The organism is Umezawaea sp. Da 62-37, from assembly GCF_032460545.1.
GTDB lineage: Bacteria > Actinomycetota > Actinomycetes > Mycobacteriales > Pseudonocardiaceae > Umezawaea.
In genome coordinates, this window is the sequence record NZ_CP135965.1 from 609,325 (window position 1) to 627,775 (window position 18,451).

The window sequence follows — 18,451 nt, forward strand, 5'->3', positions numbered from 1 at the left end:
GGGGAGACCGATGACAGGAAAGCGCATTATTGCGGTAATGGGTAGATACCTCGTCGCTGCCGGATTGGTGACCGGTGCGGTGTTGGCAGGGGCGCCCGTAGCTCAGGCAGGCCCCCAGCACCACGGCACCAATCCGGCGACCACGGGGTGCGCGAACGGCTCGACCGCCATCGCGAGCCGACCGGTGACCGACGCGTACGGAGCGCACGTCACCGACGTGGAGGTCCGCTACTCCGCGTCGTGCGGCACGAACTGGATCCGGCTGTACAACCCGGTCCCCGGCACGACCGCCTACAAGTCGATCCGCGCGCAGGGTGGTGACTGGCTCCCGGTGGAGGCCGACGGCGGCACCGTGTGGAGCTACAGCATGCAGGTCTACGCCCCCGGCTCCACCTGCATCGAGTTCTCGGTCATGATCCAGGGTCCCGGCTACCAGGCCGACACAGGTCCGTACAGCATCGTCATCTGCTGATGTCCGGCCGGGTGGTCGGCCGCCACGGGCGTGGGGGCCGACCACCCGGTTCGAAAACGGCGCCACTGGGCGCACCACCACGGCTGGAGGACAGCGGATGGCGATCGGATGGGGCGAGTTCCCGGATTGGATTTCGGCGTTCGGCTCGGTCTTCGCGCTGGTCTTCGCCGCCTCGGCGGTGGTGGTCACCCGCCGGACGTACCGGATCGAATCGGACCGCGACCACGTCAACGCCGCGTTGCGGGAGAGGCAGCAAGAACTAATGAGGCAGGGCCAAGCCACCGCGGTCTCCGCGTGGTGGGGCGAGTCGGAGGACGGGAACTGGGGGGCCTTCGTGCGGAACGCTTCCGGCGCACCCGTCTACCAGGTCTTCCTGACGGTGTTGGACAGCGACGACAGGTCGGACGGCGCGAAGTTCCACTTCCTGGTCGTCCCGCCTTCGGACAAGGCGGTCTTCTGCCCGGCCGCGCAGCGGTGGTCTGCCGGGCGGACGTCGGTCCACCGGGTGAAGCTCTGCTTCACGGACGTGACGGGCGTGCGGTGGCAGCGCAACCAGTACGGACGCATCAGCGAGCTGGAACCCGCTCTCCACGTCAAGTCGGATTCGGTTCGAGCGCTGGCCGTCGCCCGGTTCAAGGACGACTTCCAAGCCACGTACGGCGTCCACGTCACCTTCGACACGAGTTCGCTGGACCTGAGTCAGGCGAGTTTCGTGGACGACCTGGAGCGCGCCCCGGAGGTCGACGCGCTCGTGTGCCCCCATGACTGGATCGGGGATCTCTTGAGTCGAGGACTCATCGAACCCACGCTGCTGGCGGATCACCACCGGGAACTGTTCCAGGAGTGGACTCTGTCGGCACTTACGATGAACGGGAGGTTGTACGGGCTGCCGACGACCGTCGACACCGTCGCGCTGTTCCGCAACGTCGAGTTGGCGCCGTCCCCTCCGTCGACGTTCGACGAGTTGATCGCACACGGAGCGGAACTGAAATCCAGGGGCCGCGTGGACGAGGCGCTCGCGGTTCGCATCGGCGAGAACGGCGATCCGTTCCAGATCTGGCCGCTGTTCACCAGCGCGGGCGGCACGCTGTTCGGTCGACGCGGCTCTACCGGCTTGGGCGGTCCGGGGTCGATCCGGGCGTTCGAGAAATTGCGGGAACTGGGCGAATCGGGCCTGAGCGTGTTGCGGAGGTCGATGGACGCGCAAGAAGCGTTCGACCTCTTCGCCCGAGGCCGGACTCCCTACCTCATCACCAGCTCCGACGCGTTCGCCCACGTCAGCGAACACGGCGTTCCATTCGCCATCACCGCTGTTCCCGGCTTCGCAGACGGCGGTCCTGCGCAAGCGTTGAGCCTGGTGCACGGATTCGTCGTGACGAGCAAAGGGCCCAATCGAATCATCGCTCACGACCTGTTCGCCGACTACCTGACGCACGAGCACGTCATGAGTGCTCTCTCTCAGAGCATCGGAGCTCCGAACGCCTTGAGAGGAGTGCCATCAGCGGATGCCGGTCTGAAAGCGTTCTACGACCTCTGCGAGTTGGGGCAGCCGATGCCAGCTGATCCCTGCATGCGAAAACTGTGGCGGATACTCGAGCGAGCGGAACTGGCAGCGGTCTCCGGAGTCGCCGGTGAGGTCGTCGCGCAGGAGGCTGCCATTGCGGCTGATGAACTACTTGGATCAATGTAAATTCACCTTGACGTGATCTCTTGGCGTGTCGTCCAACCAGCTCGGCGTGGTTTGGTGCCCTTCTTCTGACGCGCTGGTCGTATGCAAGCCTGAGCTGCCCCGAGTTTGGTGGGGCGGTCAGGTCGCGAATTGTGCCGTAGCGAACCACTGATCGCCTGCGGTCTACGAGGGGTACAAGGTCATCCCGCGGGACGTGCACGACGTGTCGAGCCTCGGCCAGTTCAAGCGCGAAGCGCCCTCGAACCACAGGGCCTGACGCTCTCGCACCGATCGTGGCCTGATCCTCGGACGACCGTCGACCAGCGGGGTGCGATCACCCCGCACGATGTCACGACAGGTGTGGTCGCGAGATCCCCGCAGTCCACCGAATGGAATCGACCGGACCACGATGTGGCGGGTACTCGGAGTGATCCCGACGCCAGACCGGGTCAGGACGGGCACTTGAGGTCGGCCAGACTCCGAACCGGGGCCCCTGAGCTTCGACCCAGCCGGCCCAGGGCCTGTTCCCGGATCCCCTCGGACGAGGTCCGGGAACAGGCCCTGGTTGCGCCGCGCGGAAGCGGACGCGGACTCCGGGATCGCGGCGGCATGGCGCGGTTCTCCCGCTCCAGCCGCGCACCACCCGATGTGTCCCGCGGTGCGCCTACTGGTACACCTCCACCTCGTAGACGCGGGCCGCGGTGTTGCCGTTCTGCTCCGAGGCCCGCACGTCGATCCTGACGTAGCGCCCCGACACCGACACCGCGTGCGTGCTCGCGTTGGCCGTATTGCCCCGCACCTGAACCGCTGTCGACCACGTGGCACCGTCGTCGGACACCCGCACGTCGAAGTCCCGCGTGTTCCACGCCGCGTTCTCACCGCCCGCGCCTGCGTGCCTCACCACGACGGACCCCAGGTCGAGCTTGCGGCCCAGGTCGACCTGGAGGTACTTCACCGCCGCCGTGGAGCAGAACTTGTCCGACGAACCACCCGACACGCTCCCGTTCACCGCCTTGTCGGCGGTCTCGTTCCCGTTGCACGACACCGATCCCGACGCGGGCTTCCCCAGCGCCAGGTTCGTCGGCGCCTGCGTGCCGGTGTCGAACGACGGTGGCGCGTCGGCCGCGGCGCTGCCCCACCCCGTGTTGGGAGTCGTGCCGAGGGTGAACGACAGGGTGCCCCCGGTGCCGGCGAAGGATTCCGGCAGCCACGGCTTGGTCGTGGGAACGCCGTTGACCGCGAGGGCCTGGACGTAGGGCGACGCGGCGGCGGCGTTGGGGGCGTCGAGGGTCAGGGTGGCGCCGTTGCCGCGGTGCACCACGATCCGCGGGAACAACGGGCTCGCGACCAGCAGTTCGGCGCGGCCGGGGGCGAGCGGGTAGAGGCCCATGGCGGCCCAGACGTACCACGACGACATGGCTCCCAGGTCGTCCTGTCCCGGAATGCCGCCCGGCGCGTTCGACCACAGCGTGTTGACCACCTGGCGCACGGTCTGCTGGGTCTTGTGGGGACTGCCCGCGAAGTCGTAGAGCCATGGCGCGCCGATGGACGGCTCATTGTTCATCTCGGCCTTGAGCCCGCCTGCTCCCGTCAACGCCCAGGTCCCGTCGGCGCGGTGGAAGAAGGTGTCCAGCCGGGTGGTCGCCGTGGCGTTGCCGCCCATCTTGTCGAACAGCCCGCGCACGTTGTGCGGCACCATCCACGTGTACTGCGCCGCGCTGCCCTCGGCGAACCCGCCGCTGCCCGCCGGATCCGAAGAGGGCCAAGTGCCGTTGTCGTTGCGGTCCTGGGCGTACCCGCCGTTGGCCGGGTTGTACACGTTCGCCCAGTACTGCGCGCGAGCGAGGAACTCGTCGCGGGTCGTGTTCTGCCCCAGTCGCGCCGCCAGCTGCGAGACGCCGAAGTCGGCGACGGAGTCCTCCAGGGTCTCCCCCGCCCCGCCCCACGCGTTGCCGTTGGCCGGGATGTAGTGCTTGGACAGCCACTTGTCCAGCGATGGTCGTTCGCCGACCACCATGACGTTCCACCCGTCGCGGCTGAGGTCCGCGCTCGTGACCGTGGTCGCGGCGCGCACCATCGACGCCAGGGCGCCTTGCGCGTCGAAACCCGTACCGCCGAAGGCGTAGATGCTCGGCACGGCCGCGTGCGCGGGATCGCCGGTCATCACGTGGGTTCCGCCCGCCGCGTGGGTCCACCGGTCCCACACGCCGTTGTTCTGGTTGGCCTGGTTCAACAACGACTGGGCTATGTCGCCGCCGACGTCGGGTCGCACCAGGGTGAGCAGCTGCAACTGGCTGCGGTAAGCATCCCAGCCGGAGAAGTTGGCGTACTGCGCCCGCTGGCCGCCCGACACGGTGTGGACCGCCTGGTCCATGCCCGTGTACTGCCCGTTGGTGTCGCTGAACACGTTGGGGTGCAACAGGGAGTGGTAGAGGGCGGTGTAGAAGGTGGTCTGCTGCGCGGCGGTGCCGCCGGTGATCTCGACGCGCTGGAGCTCGGTGTTCCAGGCAGCGCGGGCGGCCTGCCGCACCGAGTCGAAGCCGGTTCCGGACGGGTTCTCCGCCTCCAGGTTGGCCTGCGCGTTGGCCTGGCTCACGAAGGAGATGCCGACCCGCATGGTGACCGCCTGGCCCGCGGCGAAGGTGACGTAACCACCGGAGCCGCGACCGGCGACCGGGTAGCCGTTGGTCCCGTAGGTGGTGCCTCCCGACGCGCTGGTGGTGCCGGGCCGCAGCGTGCCGTCCTGCCAGGTGCCGGTGCTGGTGAACGGCTGGTCGAACACGGCGTGGAAGTGCAGGGTGTAGTAGCTGCGCCTGCCGATCGCGTTGATGTAGCCGCAGAAGTTGCCGCTGGTCACCGAGCCGGAGATGGTGCGGTTGGCGGTGTCGACCGTGGTCTGCGCGGCGCTGCTGCCCACTTCCGAGTTCGACGTGCGCACGAGCAGCGAGGCGGTCTTGCCCGCCGGGTAGGTCCAGCGCGCGGCGGCGGTGCGGGTGGTCGCGGTGAGTTCCGCACCGATCCCGGAGGCCAGCCCGACCTGGTACTGGCCCGCGGTTCCGCTCTCGTCGGCGTGGGCGAAGTCGCTCGCGTACTTCGCGTCGGTGGTGTCGGCGCTGGGCGAGGTGTCCACCGCGCCCGCGTGCGGCAGGAACGGGATGTCGCCGTAGCCGCCCGCGCACCCGGTGCCGGACATGTGCGTCAGCGCGAATCCCCTGATGCGCGTGGCGTCGTAGCGGTAGCCGCCGGGCGCCGCGGCACGGGTCTGGTCACCTCGCGTGTTCTCCGGGCTGAACTGCACCATGCCGAACGGGGTGGTCGCGCCGGGGAAGGTCTCGCCGTGGTTGCTGCTCCCGATCAGGGTGCTCACCAGGCCGGCGGGGTCGGCGACGGCTGCGGCGGCCCGAGCGGGCGGGGTCGCGACCGACGCGATCAGCAGTGCTCCGACTCCGAGGGCTGACAACGTTGTCTTCAGGGTAGAGCGGTGGGTCTGGACGAATGGACGCATGCTGCCTCCACGACCTGCAGGGACGGTGCTCCCTGTCTAGGCCCGTCGCGGTGGCGCTGCCAGAGCCGAAATTTCGCCCATTGGGCCCGCCCGTCCCCCGGCACTACAGTGCACCGCCCCGACGCCGGCCGGGGCGCGTGGAGTCAGGTCCACTGCCACCCGATCCCCAGCACACCGGAGTCGATGGCGGACGCGAGCAGGTGGACCGAGTGGTGCTCGCTGAGGCGGAGGTCGCCGGTCGTGTGCCGCTCGTCCTCGAGGTCCTGCTGGGCGAAGGCGTAGCAGCGCAGCGGCAACGCGCGGGGGTCGAAGCGCGCTTGGAGGAGGAACTGCCGGGTGGGGTTGCGGAACCCGTAGGCGAACTCGGTCGACACCCCCGCGGTGGGGTCGACCAGCTCGCTTTCGAACACCCACGTCTCCCCCGCCCGCAGCACGTGGTCGAACAGCAACTCGTGGACCAGCCCTGGCGCGCTGGGATGCGGTACGAACCTGCCCAGACGGCAATTGACCAGCCCTCGTGCGACCACCAGTCCGGGTACGCAGGAGGGGTTCCCGTAGTAGCGCACCACGTACCGGTCCACGCCGTCCCGCACGGCGCGGACCAGGAGTTGCGACCACAGCGACGTCGCGCACCGCTCGGCGTCGACGGTGATCTTGTGCTGGACGCCGATCACCTCGACGTCCTGGTTGTCCGAGGACAGCAGGACGTCGAGCAGATCGGTGACCGGCGCGATGTCCGCGCAGCGCGGGGCAGGCGTCCTCGCGGCCTGCCCCCTGCCGCCCGTCGCCACGAGGCGCGCCAACGACTCCGGTCGGACGCCGAGGACGCGCTCCAGTTCGCGCACGGCGTTCAGGGACGCCGGGGTTTCCGGGCGGCTGTGCCCGTTCTGCCAGTTGCTCAGGCTCGACAAGCCGACCGAGACACCCCGCTGGGCCAGGTGGAACCGCAGGCGTTCGAGGGTGAGACCGCGTTCCCGGATGGCCGCGCGGAGTGCGACGTGGAACAGCCCACCGGGCGGACCACCGTCGATCCACGGCCTCCGCACCGGTTCACCCGATCCACCCATGCCGTCACCTGAGCCCGTTCTCGACACCTGATGACCAGGTCGATCCTAACCCGCGGGCACGACGACCCGTGACGGCGTTCAGACCAGCCGCGCCGTCTCCTCCGCAATCAGGACGACGACCACTTACGTCCCGAACTGCGGCCCCAACGCCTCACGCCACGCGGCGCACGCGGTTGGTCAGCAACTGGAACGCGTCCTCGTACGCGTCGACGCACGCCTCCACACCGAACATCTCCAGCGCCGTGCGCTGACCGGCCAACCGCTCCTCGGCCGACATCGAGGAAAGGTCGAGCAGCGCGGTGCGCAGCGCCGCCGGGTCGCGCGGGGGCACGATTCGGCCGAAACCGGTGGCCTGCACCGGGTAGCGGCCGCCGGCGATGTCCGTGGTCACCGACGGGACGCCGGTCATCATGGCCTCGGCTTGGACGATGCCGAAGGATTCGGAGATGGACGGGAGGGAGAACACGTCGATCGAGGCGTAGAAGTCGCGCACCCGCTGGCCGCGCAGCATGCCGAGGAACCGGATGCGCTGGTCGTCGCCCGCCTCGACCCGCAACTGGGCGATGTTGCTGCCGCCTGCGATGTGCTCGTAGTCGCCCGCGAGCAGCAATCGGGCGGCCGGGTCGTCGATGGCCCGGAAGGCGCGGATCAGGTACTCGATGCCCTTCTCCACGGCGATGCGCCCCATGAAGCCCACGTGCAGGCCCGTGCCGTCGCGCAGCGTCGGCTCGCCACCGCGGCGGTCCAGGCACGGTGAGGAGATCGCCCGCAGGGGTCTCCGCTTCATGGTCGGCCACAGCCGCGAGCCGCGGGCCTGGTCGTCGCTGTTGACGATCACCAGGTCGGACTTGCCGATCGCGATCCGCGCGGACGTGTCGACCACTCGCATGCCGAACCGGTTGATCGCGCCGTGCGGCAGGAAGGAGTCGATGTGGTAGGTGCTCGCCACCTTCGTCGAGCCCACGCGGTTGACCATGAACGCCGCCTCGGGCATGGGCAGGTGCAGGTGCAGGAGTGCCGACCGGCTCGCCAGCTGCGAGGTCAGCACGGGTAAGGCGGGGCACAGGAAGCCGCGGCTGATGCGGGTGATCACCGGCGCCCGGTGGACGTGGACGCCGTTGATCACCTCGCGCTTGGGCAGGGTGGGGTCGTGCTGGGCGCAGGCGACCGCGATCCGCCAGCCGCGGGCGGCGAGCCCTTCCGCGATCACCCTGGCGGCCTCGGTGAGGCCGCTGACGTACGGCGCGTAGTAGTCCAGCGCGACCGTCACGTCGAAGTCGTTCGTCTTGGCCATCATCGTTCTCCCGCTCGTCAGGACACCGAGATCCGCAGTTCTCGGGCAAAGTGGTCACAGGTGGTCGGCGTGGGTCCCGCTCACCGCGGGATCGGGGCCGGGTCGACCCGGGCGCGTCGGGCGGACCACGAGCCGTAGAGGAACATCACCACGTCGGAGCAGATCAGCAGGACCCTGCTGGCCGTCGCGACGACGACCGCGGCAGGAAGGGGCAGACAACCGCTGAGCACGGCCACCAGGACGCCCTCGCGCACGCCGAGCCCGTCGGGGACCACGAAGACGAGCGTGCCCGCCACGGTGGCCAGCGCGAAGCCCGCGACGCAAGGGAGCAGCGCGGCCGAGGGCGACGCGCCGAGCGCGATCGCGAGCACCCACACGTGCAGACCGCTGACCAGCCACGACACCGTGCACAGCAGCATCGAGCGGCGCAACGGCTTGATGCCCACCGGTGCCAATCGGTCGCGCAGCAGGCGCAGGCGCGACGCCCGGTGCAGCACCAGGCGCAGCACCCACGGCAGGACGAGCAACCCCACCACGGCGAGCCCGATCATGCCGCCGGTGACCCAGACCGGGCGGTCGTCGGCGAGCGCGGCCGTCGCGGGCAGCCCGATGCCCGCCCCGGTGGCGATGGAGATCAGCGCGTAGACGCCGAAGGTGGCCACGATCTGGGTCGACGTGATGCCGGAACGGGCGGCGAGCTGGGCCTGGAGCACCACCGACCACATCACGCCGGGCACGTACTTGCCGAGCTGGCCCGCGGCGAACAGCCGGATGGCGTCGCCGGAGGTGATCGGCCCGGACATCGCGCTCAGCGGCTCCCGCCAGGACAGCGCCGTGATCACCACACCGGCGCTGACGACCAGCAGGGCCAGCACCAGCGGGGCGGGTCGCAGCGCCCGCAGCGCTTGGAGGGTCTCCTCTCCCCTGCCGACGAGGTCGTGTCCGATGTAGACGGCCGCGATGACGAGGATCGTCGTGGTGGCGGCGATGCGCAGCCACCTCGGCAGGTGCTTCTTCCCCGCCTGTGCGGTCATCGCGGGCCTCCTGCCGCGAGGGATGGCCGCCGGAACGCACGCTGTTCGTCGCGGGAGAACGGCGCCACGGGGTCGGCGGACTCGATGTCAGGCATCGACGGCTCCCCGCGCGGACGTCGTCGGGACCCGCTCGCCCTGCCGGTAGTAGCGCCGGAAGCGACCGGAGACCAGCCACCGCACCGCGCCGACCCCGGCCGCGGCGCCGGTCGTGAAGTTCATCAACAGGTGCAGCACCAGGAACAGCAAGGTGAACCGGGTCCCGGCCTTCCCGCGCACGAAGCCCAGCAACGCCCGTTCGCTCGCCGCGAAGGCCACCAGGCAGAGCGCGGGCAACGGCAGCAGCCACGGCCACACCAGGGCCGCGGGCACGGCGGCCACGGCGATCGTCGCGGCGGCCACGCCGGTCGGGCGGAAGGCCGTGTCGTCCAGCCGAGGACGTTCGGGTCCACGTTGGACGAACAGCGCGACCAGGGGGATCGAGCGGGTGAACTGCTTGCGCAGCAACACGGAGAGCTTGTCGTCGTCGTCGTGCCTGCCGACGATCCTGGTGGACGTCTCGATCCTCGACACCGCCGACATGCGAGCGCCGTACTCGACGTCCTCGGTGTAGCGCAGGTTCTCGTCGAGCGGGCCGACCGCCTCGAACACCCCGCGCCGGAACGCCCCGAGCGAGAAGGACGCCAACCGCACCTCACCCGCGCTGCGCACCCGCCAGAAGTGGCCGTGGAGCACCTTGTACCGCTCGACCACGCCGTCGTCCACGAGCGGCACCCAGTCGTAGATGCCGCACACCGCCCCCAGCGACGGGTCGGCGTCGAGCAGTTCCACCGCGACGGCGACCGCGTCGGGGCGCAACTCCACGTCGGAGTCGAGGAAGAACAGGATCTCGCCGCGGCTGTGCCGCGCACCCAGGTTGCGGGCCGAGGAGACGCCGCCGTTGGCCGTCTTGAGCAGTTCGCAGGGGAACTCCTCGGCGATCCGGACGGACTCGTCGGTGCTGCCGTCGTCGACGACCACGACCTCCAGCGGGTGGTGGGTCTGCCCGAACGCCGCGCGCAGGCAGGCGCCGAGCGTCTTCGCGTAGTCGTAGTTGGGGATGATGATCGAGACCAGCGGCCGGTCCGACGTGGTCTCCTCGTTCACAGCACCACCCCCGCCACCAGCGCGACCGCCATGTCGAAGTCGTTGGTCCTGGCCATCGTCGTTCTCCCGCTCATCAGGTCACCGAGATCCGGAGTTCTTGGGCGAAGTGGTCGGAGTAGCCGAGATCGGCGTCGAACCGGTAGTGCTCCACCCGCACGTCATCGGTGGTGAACACCCAGTCCAGCCGCCACAGCCGCGGCAGTGGAATGGTTTCCCCCGGCCACGACAGGGGAAGGGGGGAACCCGTGTCCGGGTCGCGGCGCTCGACCCCGTCGCGCAGCCGGAGCAGGTTGGCCACCCACGCGGAGTTGAAGTCGCCCGCGACCAGGACGGGGTTGTGGTTCGTCGCCAGGTCGGCGCGCAGCGCGGCCAGTTCGTCCTGGCGCCGGACGTACTGCTCGTGCAGGTAGTCGTAGAACTCACCGGAGAACGGCGAGAGGGACAGGTCGATCGGAACCGCGAAGTGCGAGTTGTAGAAGGACACCACGCGGCCGCCGACCCGGATGTCGGTGCGCAGGATCCGACTGCCGCGCCAGTCCGGGTCGGTCACCTCCAACAGCCGCGAGGTGAGGATCGGCAGCCGGGAGATCGTGATCAGCTCGCTGTCCTGGGCCACCTGGTAACCGGGGAACGCGGCGCGCACCCGCGCCAGGTCGTCGATGCGCACCGGCCCGCCGTCCCAGAAGAGGTACTCCTGCAACAGGTACACGTCCGCGTCCTCGGCGCGCAGGTACGAGTAGAAGTCGCCGGGGTCGTCGGCCATGTGCCAGTACTCGGTGTTCCAGGAGAACACCTTCACCCCGTTCTCCGCGTTCCCGCCGCCGGTGAGCACCGCGAAGCTGATGCCCGCGAAGGGCACGCCCGCCAGCAGGGCCGCCAGCAGGAGCGGCACCAGCTTCCCGCGCACCGGCCGCGCCAGGGGCGCCAACGCCAGGAGCACCAGCGGGACGAGGAGGATCACCATCGGCGGCATGGTCTCCACGGCGCTCCACAGCCACCAGCGGCCCGCGAGCAGCAGGTGGGCGGCCAGGAACACCACCCACACCACCGACGCGGCCACCAGCAGCTTCGTGCCACGGCACCAGCGGACGGTCTCGAACGACGACAGGGCGATCGGGTCGGTCGCGGCCACGGTCACAGCCAGTCGTGGACGACGAGCTGGAGCACCAGCCAGATGACCGCGCTCAGCGCGCCGGAGACCAGGATGATCCGGTCCCGCACCAGGATGCGCACCGGATCGCCGCCGCCACCGCTCACGGAGACGATCTGGAGGTACCGGAAGAGCCCCAGCAGCGTCAGCGGCAGGATCAGCGGCATCACCTGCACGCCGAACGGGAACTCGTAGGTGGCCAGGAAGAACAGCAGGGTCGTGACGGCCAGGGCCGCGCTGAGCACGACCAGCTGGTCGAGGAAGCCCTTGGTGTAGCCGCGCAGCGCTGGCCGGTGCGCCTGGTCCGGCAGTCCCAGCTCCTGGCGCCGCTTGCCCAGCACCACCACCACGGACAGCAGGAACACCCCCATGGTGGGCCACCACGACGTGTCCAGGTGGACCGCGACGTACCCGGCGATCAGCCGGAGCCCGAACCCGACGGCGACGGCGAACACCTCCACCACCGGCACGTGCTTGAGCCCGTAGCTGTACGCGGCGTTCAGCGCCAGGTAGCCCAGGACCGGCGCGGCCAGCAGGGGCTCGACGAGGGCGATCAGCGCGGCGAGCACCGCGAGGAGCACGATCCCGAAGACCACGGCCGTCGAGACGGTCAGTTGCCCCGCCGCGAGGGGGCGGTTGCGCTTGATCGGGTGTCGCCGGTCCCGGTCGCGGTCGGCGATGTCGTTGCCGATGTAGACGATCGAGGAGGCGACGGTGAAGACGGCGAGCGCGCCCAGCAGGTGCAGCACGCCGGTCGCGTTCCAGACCTGCGGGTGCAGCAGGGGAAGCGGTAGCAGGACCAGGTTCTTGATCCACTGGTAGGGCCGGACGAGCGCGACGAGGGCGCGCAGGGGTCCGCGGCCGGGTAACGCGGTCATCGGCTCCGGTGTGGTCGGAGCAGGCAGGGGAAGTGTGGACACAGGGCTTTCTCCTCGCTCAGAAGAAGATCTTGGACAGACCGAGCGCGCCTTGGCGCCACGGCTCCTGGCTGGTGCGACCGCCGCCGCGCGGCGTGGGCTTGCCGCGCTGCGCGCGCCACCACTCGTAGGTGCGCAGGACGGCGTCCTGGTTCGACAGGGCGGGCGCGAACCCGAGCCGGGAACGGGCCTTGTCGATGCTGACGTAGGAGTCGGCGCGCAGCTTGTGCGCCAGCCGCCCGTACACCGGGGACAGGTGCAGGCGTTCGAGCAACCCCAGCACGCCGATCGCGGGTCGGATCGGGATCGACACCACGCGCCCGCCGTGCCCGGCCGCGTCCAGCACGGCCTGGAAGTCCTCCCGCAACGTGCCGAAACTGGCGGCGCCGATGTTGTAGGTGTCGTTCGCCGCCTCGGGTTCGGCGGTGAGCACGGCGACGACGGCCGCCAGCAGGTCGTCGATGCCGAGCATCTGGATGCGGACGTCACCGCGGCCGAGGACCGGGAAGTTCCGGCCTTCGTCGGCCCACTGGAACAGCATCGCGAACAGGCCCATCCGGCCGGGGCCGACGAACGTCTTGGGCCGCACGATCGGCAGGCACACGCCCTCCGCCCGGTACCGCTCGGCGATCACCTCGGCCTCCGCCTTGGCGGCGCTGTAGGTGTCGACGGGTTCGCGCGGGTGGTCCTCCGGCGTGGGGACCCGGCTCGGCAGGCCGTAGACGGCCGTGGACGAGATGTGCACGATCCGGGCCACCCCGGCGGCGGCGGCGACCCGCAGCACCGTCGAGGTGCCCTCGACGATGATCGAGCGGATCTCGGCCGCCGGGTAGCTGGGCAGCGCCGCGGCGCAGTGCACGAGCGCGTCGGTGCCCGCCACCGCCTCGGCGACGGCGGCCGCGTCGCGGATGTCGCCGGTGAAGGGCGTGAACCCCGGCCGGGGCGGGATGGGGCGCAGGTCCATGCCGTGCACCTGGCAGCCCTCGGCCAGCAGTCTGGTGACCAGGTTCGAGCCGAGCACGCCCGCGGCGCCGGTGACCGCGATCCGCGCGGGCAGGGCGGTGTTCACCACAGCGAGCTCACCCGCTCGCGGATGAACTTCGTCAGCAGCTTGGTCATGCCGACCGACAGGGTGGCGTCCAGGGCCTCCAGGAACCGGTCCACGTCCGCGAGATCGGTGACCAGCGGCGGGCTCACCACGAGGGGGCTCTGCCCGTTGAGCGTGTAGTAGGTGAAGATGTCGTGGTCGCGGTAGAGGGCGTTGACGACCGCTGACGTGATTATCTTGGTCCGCAGCAACGGGTCCTTGGCCAGGCCCGCGGGCAGCAGCTTGCCGATGGTGTCCAGGATCCGCGGACCGCCGGACAGGAACACGCCGAACAGCGCACCGGCGCCGCGCACCTCGGCCACCGCGTCCGGGTGGGCCTTGCGGATGCGGTCCAGCCCCGGCGCCAGCACGCGTTCGATCGCCCGCGCCCGGCCGGGGAAGTCCTCCTCGACCGCGACGGAGATCGCCTCGATCGCGGTGGCCGTCTCCTCGCCGAAGCCGTAGTAGGTCGTGCTGGTGCTCTGCATCATGGCGTCGGTCATGTTCTCGTACGCCTGCTGGAACACCGGTTCCCGCGCCACGTACGCCGAGATCGAGGACTTGCCGCCACCGAAGGACTTCGACGTGGTCACCACGTCGGGCACCAGTCCGGGGTACTGCGTGAAGTGGAACATGCTGCCGGTCTTGCCCCACCCGGTGTAGATCTCGTCGAAGACCAGGACGATGTCCTCCTCGGTGCACAGGTCGCGCAGCCCGCGCAGGAAGTCCTCCGAGCACCAGCGGATGGTCGACGCGCTGAACGGTTCGATCAGAATCGCGTACACGTCGCAGCGGCCGTCCGGGCGGCGGGCGGCCGCTACGGCTTCCCGTACCGAATCCAGGTCGTCGTAGCGGAACGATCCGATTCCGGGAATCGTCGGAAAAGCGAAGTGGTTCTGCGCGCCGCCGGTGAGCCCACCGGAACCGAGCAGCTTTCCGTGGAAACTGATGTCCGACCGGAGGATCGTCCCCCGTTTGCCTCCGTGGTATTTGAAAGCGAGCTTCACGGCGCCTTCGACGGCCTCCGCGCCGGAATTGGGCAGGAACGACTTGTTCAGGTCGCCGGGCAGCACCTGCGCCAGGTCGTGGCCCAGCACGGCGAGGTACGGGGAGAAGTAGGTCTTGTGCACCTCCATTCGGCGCTGCTCCTGGAAGCGCTGTCGGGCGGCCACGATGCGCGGGTGGTTGTGGCCGTGGTTGAGCACGCCCACACCGCCGGTGAAGTCGAGGATCCTCCGACCGTCCCTGGTGTGGATGTACGCGCCCTCGGCGTGGTCGACGAGCTCCCGGCCGAAGCCGAAGGACGTCATCAGCCGGACCTGGCTCTTGTTGACGTACCTCCGGTACAGGTCGTGCACTTCGTCGACGCCGAGCCGTTCCGCGCCTTCCAAGCCGATCAGTTCCGCCATCGCCATCGCCCCTCGTCGGTCATGCACTTGTTCCCGGTGAAGAAGACGCGATTCACCGCGTCGGTGAAGAGAAAACAGTCGGCGATGGCTGTCGATTGTTGCCACGTTGCCGGGTCGGATCCGGTCGCCGTTCGTTTCATTGTTGCCGCGGATCACCATCCGGCAGGTGTTTGGAATAAAGCTTGATAGATCTTGGAATACTTCTTGAATGGGTTGGCGGTTGCCACTGACCACGACTCAGGGAGATGGAATGTCCACGGTTCTGGCGGTACTGGGAGATGTCGAAGCAAGTGTTGGGGGTCTACCCGCGGCGATAGGTCACGCACGGCAGCGGTGCGTGCTCGCGGTGCTGCTGCTGGAGGTGAACCGCACCGTGTCCGTCGACCAGCTGGTCGACCGGGTCTGGGGCGACCGCCCGCACGCGGGTGCGGCGGGCTCGCTCTACAGCTACGTGTCCCGCTTGAGGCGTGCTCTCGTCGCGAGCGACGAGGTCCACATCGAACGCAGACCCGGCGGCTACCGCCTGACCGCCGATCCGGTGATCGTGGACGTCCACCGGTTCCGGCACCTGGTCGAGCGGGCGTCGGCCTCCACGGAGGAACAGGCGGTGGTGCTGCTCGGCCAGGCGCTCATCCTCTGGCGCGGGGAACCGTTCGCCAACCTGGACACCCCGTGGCTCAACGACATGCGGGAGCACCTGGAGAGGGAACGATTAGCCGCCCAGTTGGAGCGCAACGACCTGCGGCTGCACGCGGGCGAACACGGCCTGCTGGTGGCGGAACTGGTCCGCGCGACCACGGCGCACCCGCTGGACGAACGGGTCGCCTGCCAGCTGATGCTCGCGCTGTACCGGAGCGGGCGACCGACGGACGCCTTGTCGCACTACGACCAGATCCGCAGGCGGCTCGCCGACGACGTGGGCGTCGACCCCGGTTCGGCGTTGCGGCAGCTGCACGGCCGGGTGCTGGCGGCCGATCCGGCCCTCGACGTCGAGGGCTGCACCAAGCCCGTCCAGCAGGCGCCGGTCCGGCCGGAGCCCGCCGAGCCGACACCCGTCCCGCACCAGCTGCCCGCGTCGTCGGGGCTGTTCGTCGGCCGCGCGGCGGACCTGGCGCGACTCGACGAGTTCTCGGTTCCCCGCAACGACGGCACCATCGGCGTCATGGTCGTCACCGGCACCGCGGGGGTCGGCAAGACCGCGTTGGTGGTGCGCTGGGCGCGGCACGCGCAGAACCGGTTCCCCGACGGGCAGCTGTGGGTCGACCTGCGCGGCTACGACGTCGAACCGCCCGTGTCGCCGGAACAGGCCCTGATCGGGTTCCTGCGTGCGCTGGGAGTACCGGACACCGACGTCCCGCGGGACTTGGAGAACCTCGCGAACCTGTACCGCTCGCTGCTGCACGGCCGCAAGGTGCTGGTGGTGCTGGACAACGCGAACGGCCCCGACCAGGTTCGGCCGCTGCTGCCCGGTTCGGCGGACTGCGCCGCGCTGGTCACCAGCCGCGACGACCTGGCGGGCCTGGTCGCACGGGACGGCGCCCACCGCCTGCGGCTCGACCCGCTCGACGGGACGGACGCGAACTCGCTGCTGCACGCCCTGCTCGGTCCCGTGGCGGACGAGAACCCGCCCGTGGTCCAGGCGATCGCGCGGCTGTGCGCCCGGCTTCCGCTCGCACTGCGGATCGCCGCCGAACGGGTCGCGGGCAAGCGGCTGTCCGAGGCGGTCGACGAGCTCACGGCCGAACAGCCGCTGGACGCGCTCACCGTGGGCGACGACCCCTACACCGCGCTGCGCACCGTGTTCTCGTGGTCCTACGACGCGCTGCCCGCCGAGGCCGCGGAGCTGTTCGGCCTGATCGGCCTGCACCCCGGCCAGGACGCCTCCGACCCCGCGGTGGCGGCGCTGGCGGGCTCCTCCCCCGCGCGGGTCCACCGGCTGCTCGGCGTCCTCGCGGCGGCCCACCTCGTCGAGCGGCACCCCGCCGGGCGGGTCCGGATGCACCGCCTGCTGCGGGCCTACGCCGTCGAACGGGCCGAACAGGGCAACACCGAGGACGTCCGGCAGGCGGCGCTCTCCCGGCTGCTGGACCACTACCTGCACACCGCCGCGAGGGCGATGGACGTCACGCGCCCGTACGAGCGGCACCTGCGGCCGAGGGTGCCGTCGTCGTGCAGCGCCACCGACGCGCCCACCACGGCGGAGTGGCTGGAGGTGGAGCGGGTGAACCTCGCCGCGACCGTCCGCCTCGCCGCCGAACGCGGCTTCCCCCGGCACGCCATCAGCCTGTCCGGCGTGCTGAGCCGGTACCTGCACGAAAGGGCGCACCACGCCGAGGCGCGCGTCGTCCACGGCTACGCGCTGCGGGCCGCCCGCGCCACGCACGACCGCGCCGCCGAGGCCGCCGCGCTCAACCACCTCGGCCTCGTCCAGTGGGCGTCGGGCGCCTACGCGGCGGCCGAGCGGAACATCGGCGCCGCGCTCGAACTCGTCCGCACCGTCGGGGACTGGCGCGGCCAGGCCCGCGCGTTGCACGGCGCCGGGCTCGTCGCCCTGGCGTCGGCGCGCTACGCGGACGCGGAGTCGCACCTGCGCGAGGCGCTGGCCAACTTCAAGGAGATGGGGGACGAGGTCGGCAGCGCCGCGGCGCTGGACGACCTCGGTCTGCTGGACCAGCGCAAGGGGCGCTACGCCAGCGCGTTCGAGAGCCACGACCGGGCGCTGTCCCTGCGCCGTGGCGTCGGCGACCGGGCGGGCGAGGCCAGGGCGCTGGCCGACCTCGGTGCCGTGCACGGGCTGCGGGGCGGTTACGAACGGGGCCTGCTGCACTGCCACCAGGCACTCGCTCTCGCCACGGGGATCGGTGACCGGGCGTCGACGGCCCGTGCGCTGGCGACGCGGGGCCGCATCCACGAACGCCTCGGCGACTACGGCGAGGCGTTCGACGACCAGCGGCGGGCGATGGTGATCGTCCGGGCGACCGGTGACCGGGCGGGGAAGGCCCGTGCCCTCGCGGATCTCGGCGACCTCCACGGACGGACCGGGAGGCCGGAGCTGGCGACCAGGCACCACCGGTGGGCCTTGGCGCTGTCCAGGCGGATCGGGGACCGGTCAGCCGAAGTCAAGGCGCTCAACGGGCTCGGTGAGACCGATGCGGGCAATGCCCTTGCGCACCACAGGGAAGCCCTGATCCTGGCCAGCGAGCTGGGCGAGCCCCACGCGCAGGCCCGCGCGCTCACCGGGCTGGGCCAGGCGTCCTACGAGCACCGCGACGCCCGCACGGCCCGTGAGCGGTGGCGGGCCGCGATCGCCATCTACACGCGGATCGGCGCGCCCGAGCAGTACGAGGTGGCCTCCCTGCTCGCCTCCGTGGACGCCGACATCTAGCGACATCGGGGGATCCGCGGATCGACCCTCCGTCGACCAGGGTCAGGCCGCCCGGCGAGTTCCGCCAAGTCGGGGAACTCGCCGGGCGGCCGCGACGACCCGACCGTCCACAGTGGCCGGTGCGCCGACATCCGCGATCGGGCGCGTCGAGGCCCCGCTGCCGCGGTGACCCGTGCGGGACAGGACATCGAGCGGGACCGACCCTTCACACCCGTTTCGGTGGCGCTCGATTGTGGGTAGGTTGGGACCGGTTCAGCGCGCGGCCACGGGGCTCCGCCAGGTGACCGTCCCGGGTGGCGCTGAGCGGACGAGGAAGGCT

At 70.4% G+C, this 18,451-nt stretch carries 12 protein-coding genes; 3 read left to right on the forward strand and 9 right to left on the reverse strand.

The window, feature by feature from the left end:
* Positions 1-37 precede the first annotated feature (37 nt).
* Together RM788_RS02585 and RM788_RS02590 are read left to right on the forward strand one after the other, a co-directional pair.
* Positions 38-472: a DUF2690 domain-containing protein gene (locus RM788_RS02585; RefSeq protein WP_315929838.1), complete on the forward strand. Its 435-nt coding sequence runs from the start codon at positions 38-40 to the stop codon at positions 470-472.
* Positions 473-569: 97 nt separating this feature from the next.
* Positions 570-2,162, forward strand: a complete 1,593-nt coding sequence (locus RM788_RS02590) for a sugar ABC transporter substrate-binding protein (protein ID WP_315929839.1) — start codon at positions 570-572, stop codon at positions 2,160-2,162.
* Positions 2,163-2,805: 643 nt separating this feature from the next.
* Here the strand turns inward: RM788_RS02590 and RM788_RS02595 are convergent.
* From RM788_RS02595 to RM788_RS02635, 9 genes are all read right to left on the reverse strand, one after another.
* Positions 2,806-5,601, reverse strand: coding sequence for a GH92 family glycosyl hydrolase (locus RM788_RS02595; protein WP_315929840.1), 2,796 nt, complete (start codon positions 5,599-5,601; stop codon positions 2,806-2,808).
* A 188-nt stretch (positions 5,602-5,789) separates the two neighbouring features.
* Positions 5,790-6,713, reverse strand: a complete 924-nt coding sequence (locus RM788_RS02600; RefSeq protein ID WP_315929841.1) for a helix-turn-helix domain-containing protein — start codon at positions 6,711-6,713, stop codon at positions 5,790-5,792.
* A 151-nt stretch (positions 6,714-6,864) separates the two neighbouring features.
* Positions 6,865-8,007: a glycosyltransferase family 4 protein gene (locus RM788_RS02605; protein ID WP_315929842.1), complete on the reverse strand. Its 1,143-nt coding sequence runs from the start codon at positions 8,005-8,007 to the stop codon at positions 6,865-6,867.
* An 80-nt stretch (positions 8,008-8,087) separates the two neighbouring features.
* Positions 8,088-9,041 carry a lysylphosphatidylglycerol synthase domain-containing protein gene (locus RM788_RS02610; protein WP_315929844.1) on the reverse strand — a complete coding sequence of 318 codons (954 nt, stop codon included), beginning with the start codon at positions 9,039-9,041 and terminating at the stop codon, positions 8,088-8,090.
* 87 nt (positions 9,042-9,128) lie between these two features.
* Positions 9,129-10,184: a glycosyltransferase family 2 protein gene (locus RM788_RS02615; protein WP_315929846.1), complete on the reverse strand. Its 1,056-nt coding sequence runs from the start codon at positions 10,182-10,184 to the stop codon at positions 9,129-9,131.
* 73 nt (positions 10,185-10,257) lie between these two features.
* A complete protein-coding gene (locus tag RM788_RS02620; RefSeq protein WP_315929847.1) occupies positions 10,258-11,322 on the reverse strand; it encodes an endonuclease/exonuclease/phosphatase family protein in 1,065 nt (354 codons plus the stop codon).
* Positions 11,319-12,254, reverse strand: coding sequence for a UbiA family prenyltransferase (locus RM788_RS02625; protein ID WP_315929848.1), 936 nt, complete (start codon positions 12,252-12,254; stop codon positions 11,319-11,321). Before RM788_RS02625 ends, RM788_RS02620 begins: the two co-directional genes overlap by 4 nt.
* Positions 12,255-12,270: 16 nt before the next feature.
* Positions 12,271-13,323: an NAD-dependent epimerase/dehydratase family protein gene (locus tag RM788_RS02630; protein WP_315929849.1), complete on the reverse strand. Its 1,053-nt coding sequence runs from the start codon at positions 13,321-13,323 to the stop codon at positions 12,271-12,273.
* The gene (locus RM788_RS02635; RefSeq protein WP_315929850.1) at positions 13,317-14,747 is read right to left on the reverse strand and encodes an aspartate aminotransferase family protein; all 1,431 of its coding nucleotides are present in this window, start codon (positions 14,745-14,747) and stop codon (positions 13,317-13,319) included. Before RM788_RS02635 ends, RM788_RS02630 begins: the two co-directional genes overlap by 7 nt.
* 337 nt (positions 14,748-15,084) lie before the next feature.
* Between RM788_RS02635 and RM788_RS02640 the strand changes: the two genes are divergently transcribed.
* Entirely contained in the window at positions 15,085-18,132 is a 3,048-nt protein-coding gene (locus tag RM788_RS02640; RefSeq protein ID WP_315929851.1) for an AfsR/SARP family transcriptional regulator, read from the forward strand.
* Positions 18,133-18,451: the final 319 nt, after the last annotated feature.

Coding starts and splice junctions, on each gene's coding strand:
- RM788_RS02585 (WP_315929838.1), top strand. CDS start 38: ATGGGTAGATACCTCGTCGCTGCCGGATTGGTGACCGGTGCGGTGTTG.
- RM788_RS02590 (WP_315929839.1), top strand. CDS start 570: ATGGCGATCGGATGGGGCGAGTTCCCGGATTGGATTTCGGCGTTCGGC.
- RM788_RS02600 (WP_315929841.1), bottom strand. CDS start 6,713: ATGGGTGGATCGGGTGAACCGGTGCGGAGGCCGTGGATCGACGGTGGT.
- RM788_RS02605 (WP_315929842.1), bottom strand. CDS start 8,007: ATGGCCAAGACGAACGACTTCGACGTGACGGTCGCGCTGGACTACTAC.
- RM788_RS02610 (WP_315929844.1), bottom strand. CDS start 9,041: ATGACCGCACAGGCGGGGAAGAAGCACCTGCCGAGGTGGCTGCGCATC.
- RM788_RS02635 (WP_315929850.1), bottom strand. CDS start 14,747: ATGGCGGAACTGATCGGCTTGGAAGGCGCGGAACGGCTCGGCGTCGAC.